This window comes from uncultured Fibrobacter sp. (assembly GCF_900316465.1).
Classification (GTDB): Bacteria; Fibrobacterota; Fibrobacteria; order Fibrobacterales; family Fibrobacteraceae; genus Fibrobacter.
The window spans coordinates 1-17,346 of record NZ_ONDD01000047.1 but is presented as its reverse complement, the minus strand read 5'-3'; the positions used below and the strand labels follow the sequence as shown (position 1 = coordinate 17,346).

General features: G+C 50.7%; 10 protein-coding genes. 2 read left to right on the top strand and 8 right to left on the bottom strand.

The genetic code is table 11. The features are described 5' to 3' along the window. The 6 genes from QZN53_RS12560 to QZN53_RS12535 form a co-directional block, all read right to left on the bottom strand. The coding region (locus QZN53_RS12560; protein WP_163439262.1) for a glycoside hydrolase family 11 protein at positions 1-886 on the bottom strand (886 nt) is incomplete at its 3' end. A gap of 245 nt (positions 887-1,131) precedes the next feature. Beyond that, entirely contained in the window at positions 1,132-3,012 is a 1,881-nt protein-coding gene (locus tag QZN53_RS12555) for a glycoside hydrolase family 11 protein (RefSeq protein WP_163439261.1), read from the bottom strand. Between the two features lie 151 nt (positions 3,013-3,163). After that, entirely contained in the window at positions 3,164-5,866 is a 2,703-nt protein-coding gene (gene gyrA, locus QZN53_RS12550; RefSeq protein ID WP_163439260.1) for a DNA gyrase subunit A, read from the bottom strand. Then, positions 5,866-6,657: a 5'/3'-nucleotidase SurE gene (surE, locus tag QZN53_RS12545; protein WP_163439259.1), complete on the bottom strand. Its 792-nt coding sequence runs from the start codon at positions 6,655-6,657 to the stop codon at positions 5,866-5,868. The genes gyrA and surE overlap by 1 nt, the downstream gene beginning before the upstream one ends. Before the next feature lie 36 nt (positions 6,658-6,693). Beyond that, positions 6,694-9,375, bottom strand: coding sequence for a TIGR02171 family protein (locus QZN53_RS12540; protein WP_163439258.1), 2,682 nt, complete (start codon positions 9,373-9,375; stop codon positions 6,694-6,696). Next, a complete protein-coding gene (locus QZN53_RS12535; protein WP_163439257.1) occupies positions 9,372-12,080 on the bottom strand; it encodes a TIGR02171 family protein in 2,709 nt (902 codons plus the stop codon). The genes QZN53_RS12540 and QZN53_RS12535 overlap by 4 nt, the downstream gene beginning before the upstream one ends. A 26-nt stretch (positions 12,081-12,106) precedes the next feature. On the opposite strand from QZN53_RS12535, the gene QZN53_RS12530 reads away from it, so the two are divergent. Then, a complete protein-coding gene (locus QZN53_RS12530; protein ID WP_294653436.1) occupies positions 12,107-12,874 on the top strand; it encodes a TrmH family RNA methyltransferase in 768 nt (255 codons plus the stop codon). On the opposite strand, the gene QZN53_RS12525 is transcribed toward QZN53_RS12530, so the two are convergent. Both QZN53_RS12525 and QZN53_RS12520 read right to left on the bottom strand, forming a co-directional pair. Continuing rightward, positions 12,867-14,066, bottom strand: a complete 1,200-nt coding sequence (locus QZN53_RS12525; RefSeq protein ID WP_163439256.1) for a PD40 domain-containing protein — start codon at positions 14,064-14,066, stop codon at positions 12,867-12,869. The genes QZN53_RS12530 and QZN53_RS12525 overlap by 8 nt on opposite strands. 79 nt (positions 14,067-14,145) lie before the next feature. Further along, positions 14,146-15,528 (bottom strand): glycosyl hydrolase family 8, encoded by a 1,383-nt coding sequence (locus tag QZN53_RS12520; RefSeq protein ID WP_163439255.1) that lies wholly within the window; start codon positions 15,526-15,528, stop codon positions 14,146-14,148. Between the two features lie 208 nt (positions 15,529-15,736). Between QZN53_RS12520 and QZN53_RS12515 the strand changes: the two genes are divergently transcribed. Further along, positions 15,737-17,197 (top strand): glycoside hydrolase family 5 protein, encoded by a 1,461-nt coding sequence (locus QZN53_RS12515; RefSeq protein ID WP_163439254.1) that lies wholly within the window; start codon positions 15,737-15,739, stop codon positions 17,195-17,197. Positions 17,198-17,346: the final 149 nt, after the last annotated feature.

Below are 17,346 nucleotides of genomic sequence, written 5' to 3'. Positions count from 1 at the left end.
TACCTTCGTCAAAGTTTTCAGCTTCGACAATACCCGGAATAGAAGCCGGGGTACCACCAAACGCCTTGCGTTCAATCGGCTTCGGCGGTTCAGGCGGAACATAGGAACCCACATAAACCCTAGCATGCGGGAAGTCCATGTGACCGCTGCGAACTTCACCATTCACGTTACCAGCTTCACCGAGCACCTTGGCTTCGTAAAGCTTACCCATGGTCAGGCCCATCTTTTCCCACTGTCTCATGTGTTCGGAAATATTGATGGTACCGCAATCGCGCGGAGAAGTACGCACGCTGAAATACTGATAGAACGTGACGTTACCGGAGTTCTTAATAGCCGGACCCGTACGAGTGTTACGATAAACCGTATAGGTACCGCCGTCAACATTAATAGTACCCTTTCTTTCGTTACCAATCCAGCTACCCGGCATATCATTGGCGAGGGTATTGTCGATCACGTAGTATTCCACCAACTGGCTAGCCGTTCCGGGAACGCCTTCCATCCAGCCGTAAATACCGATGTAGGAATAACCCACATTCTGTGCATTGTTCTTGATGAGCTTGAATTCGGCAATCATGTCACCATCAAGCTGATCGTAGGTCTTGTTACTGCCGAGGGAAAGACCCGCGCGGCAGAGATAGTCCTTAGCACCGGAAATGTTACATTCCATGGAACCGTCGCTATAGAAGGTTGCATCACCACCATAGCCGTTTTCGTCCCAAAGTTCGTAACCGATATCACCGATTTGACCGGTCTTGTTCGAAGAGACCTTCACAGACTGACCCGAGTGTGCAGCGGTGCTGCAGAAACTTTCAGTCTGAGCGAAAGCACTAGTTGCAAGCCCAAAGGCAAGCACCAAGCCCGTTTTAACAAAAAGATTGGATTTCATGGTATACTCCTTAAGAAAAATCCCGTTTTAACCTCTAATCCAAAATTATATCCATTTAGTCTAATTTGGAATAGCATCCATATAAATGGCGTTGTTGTAAAAAACAACACCGAATTGGCTTTTTCTTACACAAAAAGGCCAATTTTAGGACTTAAAGAAAAAACGCCCCACAACATGTGTGAGGCGCCTTTTTCCACAAAATTTGGAGTATTTTTCGGGATTTTCCTGAAAATTGTGGAAACTTTTTAGCGGTTGACCCTGACGGTGTTCAGGTAGCTACCCTGCTTGACCATGTACACACCCGGCTTGTGGAACTTGGCGAACAGCACGTCCTTCATGTCGCTGCCGGCCTGCATTTCCACAGTACCCAGGTAACGGCCCTGCATGTCGAGCACCTGGAAGGTTCCGCTCATATCCTGGAGCTTGATCGTCTGAGCAAACAGTGCGGTAGTAGAGCTGCTCGGGCCATTAGCTTCGCTGGAGCTGGACTTCTTATCTTCCTTGCTGGAGCTGGACTTGGGTTCTTCGCTAGAGCTAGATTCCGGTTCCGGCTGAGCAAGCGGATGAGCCTTGTCAGTCATCTTGAAGTAAGAGACGTCGAAGGAGCCCGAACCACCACCGGCTTCTACGAGCACCTTGGCTTCGTACATCTTACCCATCTTCATGCCGAGTTCTTCCCACTTCTTGAAGTGTGCGGTAACATCGATGTGGCCGCAGGAACGGGCTCCGCCCTTACGCTTGCTGAAGTACTGCGGGAAGGTCTGGTTACCCTTGATAGAGGGGGCGTTATTACGCTGGTTCTGGTAGATTTCATAGGTTGCACCATCAACCGTGAACTCACCCTTCTTGGAACCCAGAAGATTTGCACCCGGTTCGCTGAACCAGTCATCCACGATGTAGTATTCTACGAGCGGATCGACCGTCCAACCATAGATACCGATGTAGTTGTAACCACCGGCACTACCCTGCTTGCTCCACTTGAAGTAAGCATCGATAGGACCAAGTTCTTGGTAAGTCTTGTCTTCGTTGTACTTGAAGCCCACACGGGCAAGGAAGTCGTTGGTGCCGTTCCAGCTGGCCTTATAAGTACCATTATCATAGAACGTCATGTTGTTGTTGCCGCCCTGGTACCAGATTTCGTAATGGTACGGAGAGCTGCCGACGTTACCCGTCACACTCTGGTTGTTCTGGCCCTGAGTAGTCTTGCTTTCGCCCTGGTGACCCATTTCATCCTTACAGGCGTCGATAGTCGTAGAGGTAGAACCTCCGTTACCCTTGGAGGAGCTGGACTTAACAGCAGCGCTGGAAGAGCTGGACTTGGGCGTATCGCCACCACTGCTGGTGCCGTTGGAAACATACACCTTGGCATGCGGGAAGTCCATATGGCCACCATTAACTTGACCATTGACGTTACCAGCTTCACCAAGCACCTTGGCTTCATAGAGCTTACCCATGGTCATGCCCATCTTTTCCCACTGTCTCATGTGCTCGGAAATATTGATGGTACCACAATCGCGCGGCGAGGTACGCACGCTGAAATACTGATAGAACGTGACGTTACCGGAGTTCTTAATGGCCGGACCCGTACGGGTGTTACGATAAACGGTATAGGTACCGCCGTCAACCGTAATGGTACCCTTTCTTTCGTTACCGATCCAGCTACCCGGCATGTCGTTGGCGAGGGTATTGTCAATCACGTAGTATTCAACAAGGTTACTTGCTGTTCCGGGAACGCCTTCCATCCAGCCGTAGATACCGATATAGGAGTAACCCACATTACTCGCACCGCTCTTCACAAGCTTGAACTCGGCAATCATATCGCCACCAAGTTCCTTGTAAGTCTTGTTACTGCCAAGAGAAAGACCCGCACGGCAAAGATAGTCCTTGGCACCTGTAATAGTGCAGTCCATGGAACCGTCGCTATAGAAGGTAGCACTACCGCCATGACCGTTTTCGTCCCAGAGTTCGTAACCGATATCGCCGATTTTACCTGTCTGGTTCGAAGTAATCGTTACTTTTTGGCCAGAATGCTGTGCATTGCTACAGAAATCCTGTGCATATGCCCCAGCTACACCCAAGGTCAAAGCCAAACCAACTTTGACGCCAGATTTGAATAGAGTTTTCATTTTAGTCTCCTATCAAAAGATCCTCTAGCTTCAAAAATATATCCAGCCTCAACAAATCATTCTTTATATATAAGAAATGCCGTTGTTCCGAGAAACAACGGCAAAAGATTTACAAAACGCCGAAATCGGCGTAATTTAGCGGAATTTGGAGCTATTCTTCGTCAGAAGAAGGAACTCCAATCTGCTGTTCCGGCTTGTCTTCGATCTTTTCGACAGAATCGTCATCGACTTCGACACCTTCCACCTTGTCAAAGGTTTCCTTCGCCTCGGCGCTATCCTGTTCGATATCTTCGACGCTCGGGAGTGCGGTAGCATCTTGCACCACATCGCCTTCGCGCAGGCTGATTGCCTTGACGCCCTGGGCGTTACGGCCCGTGAGGCGGATATCGGCAGCCTTGATACGAATCACCTGGCCTTCGCGGCTGGTAATGATCAAGTCGTAGTCGTCTGCGACGCTTTCCACGAACACGGCGGCACCCACCTTGTCGGTCACATTCAGGTTGCGCACGCCCTTGCTACCGCGGCGAGTAATGCGGTAGGTCGAAGGTTCGCTACGCTTGCCGTAACCGTTTTCGGTAATCGTCACGATCTTGTTGCCGGCCTTGAGCCACAACAGAGAAATCACTTCGTCGCCTTCGGCCAAGGTAATGCCCTTCACGCCGTGCGTGCCGCGGCCCATGGCGCGGAAGCAGCTGATCGGGAAGGTCACGGCCTGACCGTTCTTGGTCGCAAGCATCAGCAAGTCCTTCGGAATCGGACGACCTTCGATATCTTCGGCGTCTTCGCTTTCTTCGGCGATAGCGGCTTCAGCGGCCTGAGCTTCGGCATCGGCATCCACGTCGTCGCCTTCGGCGGCTTCGCTGGCCTTGAAGTCTTCGGCAGACATGCCCACGAGCTGAACCTTCACCAATTCATCGTCTTCGTCGAGGCTGATGGCGTTCACGCCGGCCTTACGCGGGCGGCTGAACAGCGTGAGGTCCATCTTGTTGATGACACCCTTCTTGGTTGCAAACACGAGGCAGAAGTAGCCTCCGAACTTGCGCACCGGCACAATCGCCTGCACCTTTTCGCCTTCGGTAAGACCGATGAAGTTGATAATCGGGCGGCCCTTGCCGTTGCGGGTTCCTTCGGGCAAGCGATAAACCTTAGTCCAGTAAGCACGACCCTTGTTCGTGAACACCAACAAGTAGCTGTGAGTGCTTGCAGTAAAGATCTGTTCAACGTTGTCTTCTTCCTTGAGCGTTGCGCCGATAATGCCCTTGCCGCCACGGTTCTGAGCCTTGAAGGTGTCGATCGGCAAACGCTTGATGTAGCCTTCGCGGCTGAGCGTAATCACCTGTTCTTCTTCGGCAATCAGGTCTTCATAATCGTAGTCATCGACAGCGTCTTCGATAGAAGTACGGCGGTCATCGCCACACTTGTCCACGATGGCGTCGAGACGGTCAAGCATAATCTTCACGCGGCGTTCGCGCTTTTCCAAAATGTCCTTCAAGTCGGCAACGGTAGCAACGAGTTCGTTGTATTCAGCTTCCAACTTTTCGATATTCAGGCCGGTGAGCTGAGCGAGACGCATGTCCACGATAGCCTGCGACTGGATTTCGTCAAGGTTAAAGCGGTTCTGCAAAGACGTCTTCGCGGCTTCGGTCGTCGGGCTCGACTTGATAATCTGCACCACTTCGTCGATGTTCTGCGTTGCAATGCGCAGGCCTTCGATAATGTGGAGACGAGCTTCGGCCTTGTTCAAGTCAAACTGCGTAGAACGAGTGATCACTTCCAAGCGGTGATCCACGTAAACCTGGATGAGGTCCTTGAGAGTCAAGAGCTTCGGCAGGTTGTTTACGAGAGCGAGGTTATAGATGCTGAAGGTCGTCTGCAGCTGCGTGTTTTTGAACAAATTATTCAACACGACTTCAGCGACCACATCCTTGCGCATTTCAATCACGATGCGCATGCCTTCGCGGCTAGATTCATCACGAATGTCGGTAATGCCGTCAACGCGCTTATCCTTCACGAGTTCTGCAATCTTCTTACAGAGTTCGGCCTTATTGACCATGTAAGGAATTTCGCTCACGACAATGCGCGGCTTACCGCGGCTATCAACATCGATTTCGGTACGGGCACGCACGCGCACGCGGCCATGGCCCGTCAGGTATGCATCGCGGATGCCCGCGCGGCCACAAATCACGCCGCCGGTCGGGAAGTCCGGACCGGATACATACTGCAAAAGATCTTCGCCAGAGATATCCGGATTTTCAGCCACCGCATGGATTGCATTTGCAATTTCGCGCAAGTTGTGCGGAGCCATGGAGGTTGCCATACCCACGGCAATACCCGTGGTACCATTCACCAGCATGTTCGGGAGAGCGGAAGGCAGCACCTTCGGTTCTTCCAAGGATTCGTCGAAGTTCGGACCCATGTCGACAGTATCTTTTTCAAGATCTTCGAGCATGAGGGCACCCATGTTGTTCATCTTGGCTTCGGTGTAACGCATTGCAGCAGCGCCGTCGCCGTCGATAGAACCGAAGTTACCCTGACCGAACACCAGCGGGTAGCGCAGCGAGAAGTCCTGCGCCATACGCACCAAGGTTTCGTACACGGCGGAGTCGCCATGCGGGTGGTACTTACCGATCACGTCACCCACGATACGGGCAGACTTCACCGTCGGCTTGTTGGGCACCACGCCCAACTTGTGCATACTGTACATCACACGGCGGTGCACCGGCTTAAAGCCATCACGCGCATCAGGCAAGGCACGTGCAACAATCACGCTCATGGAATAGCGCAAGTAGCAATCCTGCATGTCCTTTTCAATCAAGGACCTGATTTGCGAACCTGGTACCAATTCTTCTGACATTAGTTTTCCTCTATCATTTCACTTATTATTTTCAAACTTTCTTCGTCGGTCTGGTCAATGCGGTGGGGCGTAATCGTCGCATAGCCCTGATTCAGCAGATAGTCATCGCTATCCTTGGGCTGTTCGTCCCACAACTTGTCACCGTCCAGCTGCCACATGTTCCCTTCGTGGGAATAGTGGTCCGTAAACATTCCGAGAGCCATTTTAGTCGCCTTGAAACCTTTGAAGGTCTCGGCCGTAGCCTTGGGAAAATTCACGTTCCAAAAGACTCCTACGGGAATCCGTTCGAACAGGCGATCCTTGACCACCTTCACGGCAAATTCCTTTGCGTTTTCGAGCATATTTGCAGTTGTGCCGCGGAGCGAAAGCGCAATGCCCGGCACACCCCAGAGGGCCGCTTCGCGGGCGCCTGCGACCGTGCCTGAATAAAGCGACGACACGCCGGAATTTTCGCCGAGATTCACGCCCGAAAAACACACATCAAATTGACCCGGACCGACCCCCTCGGTGGTAAGCCCATGGGCAGCAAAATGGCCCAACGCAAATTTGACGCAATCGGCAGGGGTTCCGGACATGGAATAGGCTTCAATAGAAGCGTCGACATCCACTTTTTTGACAGACAAAGCCCTGCGCACTGTAAAGGCGTGCGAGACCCCGCTTTGCTCCTCATCAGGTGCAAAAACATACACATCTGCGATGGGTGCAAGGGCACACGCCAAAGCCAGCATATAGCCGCTTTTTATCCCATCATCGTTTGCGATGAGAACGCGTGTTTTTTGGTCTTCTAACATGTAAGATAAAAGATAGAAAAAATAACGAAAAACGGGTTATTTTTGGAGGTCTACAAACAGCGAATCAAGTCGTTCCGAGAGCTGTTTTGCCCCCTCCCTACTCAGGTGGTCTGTATTGTACGCCATCGATGAAGTATAGTCGTGTTTGCCCATCTTGTTTTCATCCATCATGACGACATTCAGTTTCGCCGCGCGCTTCAACAATTCCTCTGCATGCGACCGTCTTCCGGCATATATACCGAAAGCGCCAGTCTTGGCATAGCCCGGATTTTGAGGGGGAACAACCAATATCACTTGGATCCCTTTCTTGGTCAAGGAATTGACGACAAACTCGTACAGAGCCATGTTGTAATCGACTTCGGGGTCATCCAGCTCATACTTCATTGTATCATGCACAACCGTAGCCTTTCCCCACCCATTCGAGGGCATCAGGAATTCGTCATAATTGTAAGGCTGCGTCTGCTCCGCAATCGGCTTGTACGAATCTTCTACAAGTTCAACAAAACCTGTCGGAATGGAATCCTTCCAGAACTTATGCGTTTTGTCATACTTAAAGCCCGGCGAATTCCTATAAACCGGTGACCAAAAAAGAGCCTCTTTGTCCCACATGAAATCAGGAGAGAATTCCAGGACCGCATACTTCAATTTCGGCATGTGGGCCAAGACATAATTAAGCGTCAAGAAAGAAATCGCATGAATATCGCCCGAAGGGAATCCCATATTCAAGACGCTTTCGGATTGGATAAACGAAGAGTTGATCCCAAACATCACTCTCGAAGAGCCTAGAACAACCGCAGTCGCGGTGTCGTGGGAATGCCAGAACCATTCCATCTTGACGCGCAAATCGAGCGCATACGATTCCATTTGATCGGTATAGTAAACGCCGGCGCTATCAATATCCAAAAGCGGCGGCACAAAGATGCGTTCATCGACATCAAGCCACAAGGCAGGATGCCAAAGTTCCTGACCCTGAGCAAGTTCAACCCACCTTTCCGTAAACACGTTTACCAGCACCAATTTGCGATGCGCACCATCGCTATTCACAAGGGTCGCGACAATCAAGGAATCTACGTTAGGCACCCATTCCGTATGATCAAAGGTGTAACCCTCGGGAGCAGCAAGCGTACGAATCAGTTTTCCGGCACTGTCGGCAATAAAGATTCTCTTATGAGTCTCGTAAACTTCACGAACAATCAGACGTCCCGTCTTGCCGCTAAAATCAAGGAACAACGTATTCTTGGTATTGTTCCTGTTCAACGACACGTTGCACGCCTGTTCGCCATTGTACCAAACTTCGGAGTGACCATTAACATTTGCTCGCAACAGCCGCGCACCCGTTACAGCCAACTTGTTATCATCGGAAACGCCGCCATGGTACGCACCATCAAACAGCTTTTTGGGAGTTCCAAACTTTCCATTCGAGAACTTGACTTGCCAAGTCGACATCTGCGCAAACGACTCATCACTCTTGTTGTTTGCGGCACTTGTCACATAGACAATTACGGTGTCGCCATTTGCCAACACACGCCAGCGAGGAATCGCCGCGGACTTCACATCAAGTTTGGTCAACGATTGATTCGACGCATCTATTTTCCGGACATAAAGTTCGGATTCTCCATCAACACCTTCGATTCCCGTACAGAAGGCGACCCACTTGCCATCGGGCGAAATATCCGGATGATAAGCAGATACATTTACCTTCAATTCCTTTGCGACAAGTTCATTCTTGTCAAAGTCCACGTAAAACAAGTTGCCACTTTTGTCTTCGCGGAACACAAGTTTAGCCTTCGTTGTCGCCGCAAGCGATTCAAACTTTTTCTGAGTCACCGACACAGAAACGGTTGAGTCGGTTTCGCTTTCAAAGCCGCCAATCTGTGATGCATGGGGAATCGTGCCCAAGGCTAGACGAAAGCCGATATATTCCGTCTTCGCCGAAGCGGTCACCATATAAATATCACCACGGTTGTATTGCTTAATAGAAAGTGCCGAATTGCGATAGCTGCCGCCTTTTACAACGCGTTCATCGGGACCATATTCTCTTTTACCGCCAACAAAGTCGACCCATTCGTCGTCTGTAAAGGTCACTAGGTAATCCCCCACCCATTCCATGGCATTACCCGTCAAATCGCAAATGCTGTCCAACGTATAATACGACGTACAAACATCATGCAATCTATATTCAGAATTTTCACTCGTCCATGATTCGTCCGGTTCCCAACCGCGAGTCGTTGCAAAGACCCACTCCGCTTCTGTCGGCAAGCGGTACCCCAGTCGGTCCCAATGGGGCGTAAACGATTCTAGCCCAATGCAAGAGCTGTCTTCGTCAAACACGGCCTTCGAATAAGTATAGACCGTATCAAAGCCTTCAGCCTTGCTGCGTTTGTTGGCATAAAGAACGGCATCGAAAAAAGTAACATCGGTCGCAGGCAAATCACCGCAATCTAGTCCCATTTCATCGCAAGTGACCTCATGCCTACCCATCATAAAATTATAATCAAAAGAAACCTTCATCGCCGGGCCATCTTTAATTGACGCCGAGGATTCGTCCGTTCCCAAAACCACGATTTTCCCGTTCGCGCGCAATAGAGCAAAATCTTTCAAATCCAATGAGTCTAGGACACTCGAATCATCATGCGGAATCGAGACGTATTCCGAATTAGAACACGCTTGAAACCCTACCGCAACAAGAAGCGCAACAATGCAGAACAATAATCTCATTTTTCAGACTCTAAAGACATCAACAAGGAATCAAGGCGCGCTGTCAACTTTTGAGCTCCATCCTTACACAAATGGTCGTAATCAAAAGACATGTCGCCAAGATAATCGTGATATCCCATTTTATTCTCATCCATCAACACAAAGTTTTTCGTTTCTTCCGCTAGTTTTTCCAAGCGTTCGGTCAACATTTCTGCAGTAGAGCGACGCATGCCATGTCGACCGAAACTTCCCGTATTCTTGTAATAAGGGCTCAACGGCAAAATCAAGCCGATCACCACCACACCGTGCTGTTCAGCAATCTTTAGAATCTTGTCCAGTTGTGCGTAGTTCAATTCATACCGGCGGTCATCATCGCTCCAAGTGCTATCGACAACCACTTCTGCAAATTCCTTACCTTCGGAGCCCCAGTCGGCAATACAGTCCCCAGAAATCCAGCCTCTATTTTCTCGAATCGGGGCATACAATTTATAGGCCGAGGCAATTTCGATCGTACGGTCTACGAAATCACTGTCAACGCCTTCCATCCAATAATCATGGTTGATATCGTACTTGAAGCCAGGGGCGTCGCCCATATTGTATTTTATGCTTTCGCCCGGTTCGTATTCATTCCACAAATCAAAATCTATTCCGACTACCAAATATTTAAGATGAGGCACTTGAGTCAAAATGTAGGTCTCGTAAAGATATTCAACACAATGCAAATCGCAAGGAACTGCAGAAATATTGATAGCGAAAAGGCTCAACTGTGCCGGAGCAACTCCAGCCTGCATGTGGGAATTTCCCAAGCACACCACCTCGGCAGTATCACGGTACTTCCATAAAATGGGCATTTTTTGCGACAAGTAATGCGTGATTTGTCCATTCTCAGTGTAATAAAGTCCGAGACTGTCATAATCCCAGCGCGTATTCGCATCGCGGTCATGGGACCAGAAAGCAGGATGCCAAAGTTCAGCGCCCTCTACAAGCGGAAGAATCTCCCCAGAATTAGAATTGACCATGACAATCTTTTTATGGTTTCCGCTCACATCAGCAAGGGTCGCCACAAAGAACGAATCGGAGGCTATAATCCATTCCGTATGGTCAAAGGTATAACCTTCGGGCGAAGCCACAGAAGTCAATAGTTTTCCAGTACTATCGGCTATCAGCGCACGTTCATGCGTTCCGTAAGACTCGCCCACAAATTTGCGCCCCGTCTTGCCTCCAAAATCAAGGAACAGCGTCTTGTTTTCGCCCCCCTGACTCAGCGATACGTTACAAGCCTGATTTTGATTGTACCAGATTTCTTGTCGGCCATTCACATTGGCACGCAAAAGGCGTGCGCCCGAAACCGCCAAGCGATCGTTCATGGACACTCCGCCATGATACCCGCCGTCAAAAAGTTTTTCGGGCTTTCCGAACTTGCCATTCGAAAAACGGACTTGCCAAGTTTCTTGTTTGGCAAAGGCGTCCTCGTCTTTATTGCTGCCGGCATCGTTCACATAAACAATCACTGTATCGCCATTTTCCAAAATCCGCCAACGCGGAATCGCGGCTGATTCTGCCGGAAGTTCAATCAAGGAGGAATCGCCCTCGTCCAAGTGCGTCACATAGACCTTAGACTTGCCCGAGATTCCCTCGACACCCGTGCAGAAGGCGACAAACTTGCCATCGGGCGAAATATCCGGATGGTACGCCGACACGCCCGTATTCAATTCAAAGATCGGCGCAGAAGCATCGTTAAAATCCACATAGACCAAGACATCACGAGAGTCGTCCCTAAAGACCATTTTAGAAAGCGGCTTGCCAATAAACTGTTTGACCGTATTCGTCCTGACCATCACGGTGTATTTCTGCAGAACTTCCTTGCCCTGTTTATCGAGGTAAAGCGGGGTTGGAATCGCGCCAAACGCCAATCGGAACCCGACATAATTCGCTTTCGTCGAAGAGGCCACCATGTAGATATCGCCACGGTTATACAAATGGAGCGACGACGGATCGTTATTGTAACTGCCGCCTTTCAACACACGTTCTTCTACGCCTTCGCTAGCCCTTCCGCCCACATAGTCCACCACATCGACGGTATGGAACGGCACCCACAAATCGTACACCCATTCCATGGCATTCCCCGCCATATCGCAGACACCATTTTTATCCGCAAACGAAGTGCAGACCGCATGCAGCTTAAAGTCAGAATTACCGTTATGCCAAGCCTGTTCCGGTTTCCACCCCATGTTCGCCACATAAATCCATTCCGCCTCGGTCGGCAAACGGTACGCATTTACAAGCGGGCGAAAAATAAGTCCGTCAATACCGATGCAAGAATGGTTCGCATCAAACATCAGGTTCGTATACGAATAGGCCGTATCAAAGCCTTCGGCCTTGCTCTTTTTATTAGCATATAGAATGGCATCAAAATAAGTCACATCGGTTGCAGGCAAAGAATCTTCACAATCCAGATTCATTTCTTTGCAGGTGACTTCGTGCTTACCAATCATAAAATCGTAATCAAAATACGATTTCATACTTGGTCTATCTTTGATGGAAGCCGATTCCTCGTCAGTTCCGAGCGTTACAGTTTTCCCCTTGGAACGTATGACGACAAAATCTTTTAAATCAAGAGAAGCTAAATAATCATTTTCGCCCGCTTCGGGAACATATTCAGAATTTGAACACCCCAACAAAGCTATCAACAGGCCTAAAGTAAGCAAGTACAACGAGCGAATCATAGGCATAAATATACATTTTCTACATTATGGCCATGTTTTCCGAAAAGAAATTCCTCGCTACCAAAGAGACCTCCAAGGCCAAGCGCATGGCCGAACTTTTACGTGTCATCATTTTGCAGCTGGGCGACGACGTACCCCGTGCAAAACGTGAATTCGAAACCTACGCCGAATGGATGAAACTCCCCGAAAGCGAGCGCCTTACCGGAAAGAATCAAGCCCAGATGATTGACCTTTACAAGACGTTCCGCACTCGGGCCGGGCTCGGGTTTGAACGCGACGTTTACCTGGAGCAAGAGCCGGGCGACCGCGAAGTCGCAAACGAAGCCCCGCTCCCGTTCGCCGTACTCGTGCACAACTTGCGCAGCGCCTTTAACGTAGGCTCTATCATTCGCAGTACCGACTGCTTCGGGCTCGAAGGCGTACACCTAAGCGGTTACAGTTGCGGCCCCGACCATGTGACGGTCAAGAGTGCCGCCCGCGGCTGCCAGGAATGGATTCCTATCAAGCGCTGGGAAAGCCCCTTTGACTGCGTCAAGTGGCACAAGGAAAACGGCTACGAGATTATTGCACTTGAAACCGGCGAAGACATCCCGAGCATTAACGAAGTCAAGTGGCCCGAGAAGGGGCTCATCATTCTCGGAAACGAGGAATTAGGAATCGCTCCGGAACTGATGGCCGAAGCGACGATGAAGGTGACTATCCCGATGGCTGGCCGCAAGGCGAGCATGAATGTCGCCGGAGCATATGCCATTATGTGTTTTAAAATTCGTTCCGACTGCGGTCCGACTACTTAGCTAAAGACTTCACTGCTTCAGTCAAGCGATCAATGGCCTTGATGAGTTCGTCCATCTTGGCTTCGCTTACACCACCGGCCACAGCTGCGGGCACGTTTGCAGCAGTCGCAGCGGCAGCCTGGGCAACAGGTGCAGATTCCTTTACCGGAACCTTACCGAGCCAAATGTCCGGCCAGCGGTCGTTACCGCTATGGTAAGTAATACGCGTTGCCGATTCCACTGGATCGCCAATCTTCCAGATGTACAGTTCGTAGTCGAACAAGTCGTGGTCGTGGCCCTTGTCGGTAGCACCCCAAACAAGCCACTTGCCGTCGGGAGACAGGCGCGGGAAATATTCGTGACTGCGGCGGCCAGGCAAGTCCATCAACTTCACGTTCTTCGGAATGCCAAAGAAGCCGACCTTTTCAACCTGCTTGCCATCCTTGGCGCTGAACCAGAGGATTTCGCTCGGAGCAGCCGTGCCACCGTTACCCGTCGGGTTCACGCGGTAAAGCTTGCTGCCGTCAAAATTCCAGTCAATCTGGCAACCGTCACCGGACTTGGTCCAGGCATTCTTTGCCAAATCCCACACGCCCGTTTCGCGCATGGAACCGCGGAGCGTAATGGCTAAGTGCTTGCCATCGGGGCTCATGTTCGGCTCCTGCAGAATCACGCCGGACTTGTTGAAAGCCTTTTCGCCATCGAGCACAAGAGTCTCTTTCTTGCTGCCGAGATCCATGGTAAACACCTTACCGGCACGGCTAAAGACGATCGACTTGCCGTCGGGCCTCCAGGTGCCCCACGTTGCATTGTCTACAACCTTGCGAGCATTTTCGCCCGAGATGTCGACCATCCACAAATCCCACTTTTCAGGGTAGTTGGCGTCGTTTTCAGGAACCCAACCGCCCTTGCTGCGGTTAAAGAGCACTGTAGAACCATCCGGCGAAATGCGCGGGAACCAGTCCACGTTGTCACCCTGAGTCAAGGCACGGGCATTCGTGCCATCGGCATTCATAATCCAAATATCGTGGTGGGAATTGGCGCGGCTCGTCGCCCAGACAATCGCACCTTCAAGTTTGCCTTTCAAGGCACTGAGGGCTTTCTGTTCATCGGCAGAAGGGTCAACGGCGGCACCCGTCGGAGCGCCCTGCTGGGCAAAAACCGAGGTCACACCAAAAACGGCACAGGCACAAAACTTCAAAATTCTATTCATGCCCTAAAGATACGAAAAAATAAACGCAAGCGCCCAGCGGGCACCTGCGTTTTTTCGTTAAAACATACAATAGAACGCTTTATTGCAAGCGAATCTTTTGCATCATAGTCGCATTTTTCGTCTGAACGCGAACCATATAGACACCTGCGGGGATTCCCTGGAGGTTCATGGACTGGCTACCCTCCTGAGTCTTGACCGCATGGCCTGCCACATTGAACACATCGACACGTGTTGCGCCCTCGGTGCGGACTTGGAGCGTGCGCCCCTGCAGCGAAACCGCCGGAGCACTTGCGACTTTGGCCTTTGCGATGCCGGTCGTACCGGAATTTGCGTTCATGAGGTTCGGCATGTTGCCCGAAACCAAGAGGCCGTTCAAGAGCTTGAGCGACTGGTTAAAGTAGTTCTCGTCGCCGAGTGCCACTGCTTCTTTCCAGTATTCGTCGAGCTTGGCCTGGTACTTGGAATCCGAAATGAGCGCCGTCATCAGGGATGTCACAAATGTGCTGTTGTGGTCACTGCCGAGGCTGCCCGAAGAACGGAGCACGGGGCCGCTCATGCTAGAAGCATTGACCGTCGACACGAATTCAGCCATCTTCTTGTCGATGGCGAGCGCACGCTGGTCGCCATGCCAGCACACAGCCTTCGCGTTACGCCAGGGGGCGCGCGAAGCATCGTAGCTGTAATAGTCGTCTTCACTCTTGCCGTTCTTGTCGGTCCAGTCATCAATCAAGCCCGTCTTGACTTCGGCAGAGCTGGATTCGTACAGTTTCATGTTCGCATCGTAGGCGGTAGAGCTCCAGAATTCGGCATTTTCTTCATCGATTGCGGCAAACAGGGGCATGTAGGCCGGATCGAAGTAACCCGGATTCTTACGGTTAAAGCCAGCGTCGCCCCACTTGTCGCCCGGCAAGTGCAAGCCGTTGCTTTCGAACTCGGACTTTTTCATGGCCTGGATGAGCTTCTTGGCGTCTTCCTTGTACTTTTCGTCGCCGAACTGGTAGTAAGCCATCACCAAGGCTGCAGCGGCATCGATATCGCCATCGAGTGCGGCACCGTTACCCGCATCCCAAGATTCCGAAAGGTTACCGATTTTCCAGATCATGAGTCCGTTTTCGTTCTGGAACTTCTTGTAGAAATTCCAAATCTTGTCGAATTCAGCCTGGTAACTGGTCGTGTTGTCACTAAAATACACCATCAGAAGCATGCCGTAACCGACACCTTCCGAAAAATACGCATCGGAACCGGGGTCCGAACGAATGCCCGCAATATCGCCCGATTCGTTGTACATGGCCTGTTTCCAGTACAGGAACTGCTTTTTCAGCTGTTCCGAAGCGGCAACCTTGTCACTCAGCAAGGTTGCATTTCCACCGTAATCGGACATCTGCGGAAACGGGAAATTCACCGTCGCTTGAGAAAGACCAAACGCCAACGCCAAAGACGCGGCCCAAACTTTACATCCCATATATATACTCCTTTTTTATTCTACCCTCAAAGATAATGGATTTTTGCAAAAAAGCAACTTTTATTTTTATACCACGTGCTTAAAATCACGCCTTAAAGCCGCAAAAAAGCCCGTTTTCAGCCGTTACACAGCTGTAAACAGAAATAGGTTCCGCTTTTTCTCGTTTTTACCCTTTAAAACCTATTTTCGTTAAAAAGAGGGATGTTCTATGAAATCTTTATCCATACCTGCACTGCTGTCATCTTTGGCCCTGTGTGCAACCTTTGCCACCGCCCAAGATATTACCCCCACCCGCGTGGGTCCTGTTAGCCAATATGGTCAGTTGATGACCGGCAAGAACTCACAAGGTCAAGGCCGTATTTACGGCAGCTGCGAAGGCGTCAAGGACGGTGCCGAAGTTCAAGTGCGAGGCATGAGCCTTTACTGGAGCCTAATGCCCCAGGCTTTGGAATTTTGGAGTGAAGAAGGCATTTCCACCATGGTGAACGACATGAAAATCCAGATTGTGCGCGCCGCCATGGCTACCGGCAACGAAGACTGGAAGGGCGAATGGAACGGGATCCAGCTCAAGGGCTACGCCAGCGACTCCGAACACCAGAAGCAATTCGTCAAGACCGTCGTCGAAGCCGCAATCAAGAACGACATTTACGTGATTATCGACTGGCATTCCCACGAAGCCCACAAGCAGACCGATGCCGCCAAGAATTTCTTTAAAGAAATGGCCGAAACCTACGGCAAGTACGACAACGTGATTTTCGAAGTCTACAACGAACCGCAGCAGATTCCTTGGAGCGATGTCAAGAACTACGCAAACCAGGTTATTGAAGTGATTCGCCAGTATTCCGACAACCTGGTGCTCGTGGGCAACCCCTCTTGGGACCAGAACCCGTCTGACGCTATCGGCAACGAAGTCAGCGACTCCAAGAAAAATACCGCCTACACCCTGCACTACTACGCTAACAGCCACAACTGGGAAGGAACTTACAGCTGGGGCGGCGAAAGCGAAGGCGTCAAGGGCGAAAAGGCAATCAAGGCTGGTCTTTCCGTATTCATTTCGGAATGGGGCACGGCAGATGCAAGCGGTGCCGGAAATCCGGACCAGGGCCGTAACCAGAGCTGGCAGGAATACGTGAACAAGTATCAGCTTTCTTGGGCGAACTGGTCTGCCTCCACCATTAACGAAGGCACCGCCGCTTTCCAAGGCTCTTCAACCAAGACTTCGCTCCAGTATACCACATCGGGCAATCTGGTGAAAGGCTACCTTTCTACCAACCCCGCCAGCTACACCAAGTGCGCAGCCAACGCCGGAAATAATGAAGGAAACAATAGTGGTTCCAACGGTAACGAAAACCAGGGTAACAACAACCAAAACGGCGGCAATAATAACCAGAACGGAAATAACAACGGAAACAACCAGAATAATGGTGGCAACGAAGTCCCGATTTTTGCAAAGACAAGCGTAAACTTCAACGTAACGTTCTCGAGCAACGCCTTGCACATTGCAGGCGCCCCCATGACGGTTGAAATTTTCAGCACCAAGGGCGACAAGCTCATGGCTATCGACAACGTGAGCGGAACACTTTCGCTCGCCAAGTTCCCCGCAGGCATGTACGTTGCCAAGATCCGCGGAAACGGAACGAACATGGTGCGTGCAATCCAGATTAAGTAATACCAATCAAACGAGAGAGAAGGGGTCCGGCCTTATGGGCCGGGCCTTTTTTATACCGTTCGGCTCTATTTCAAAACAAGAATGTGACATCGCCTCACTCTCGCCAACGCTCCTGCTTAACGCATGGAGCTTATGGCTCACAGTTATAC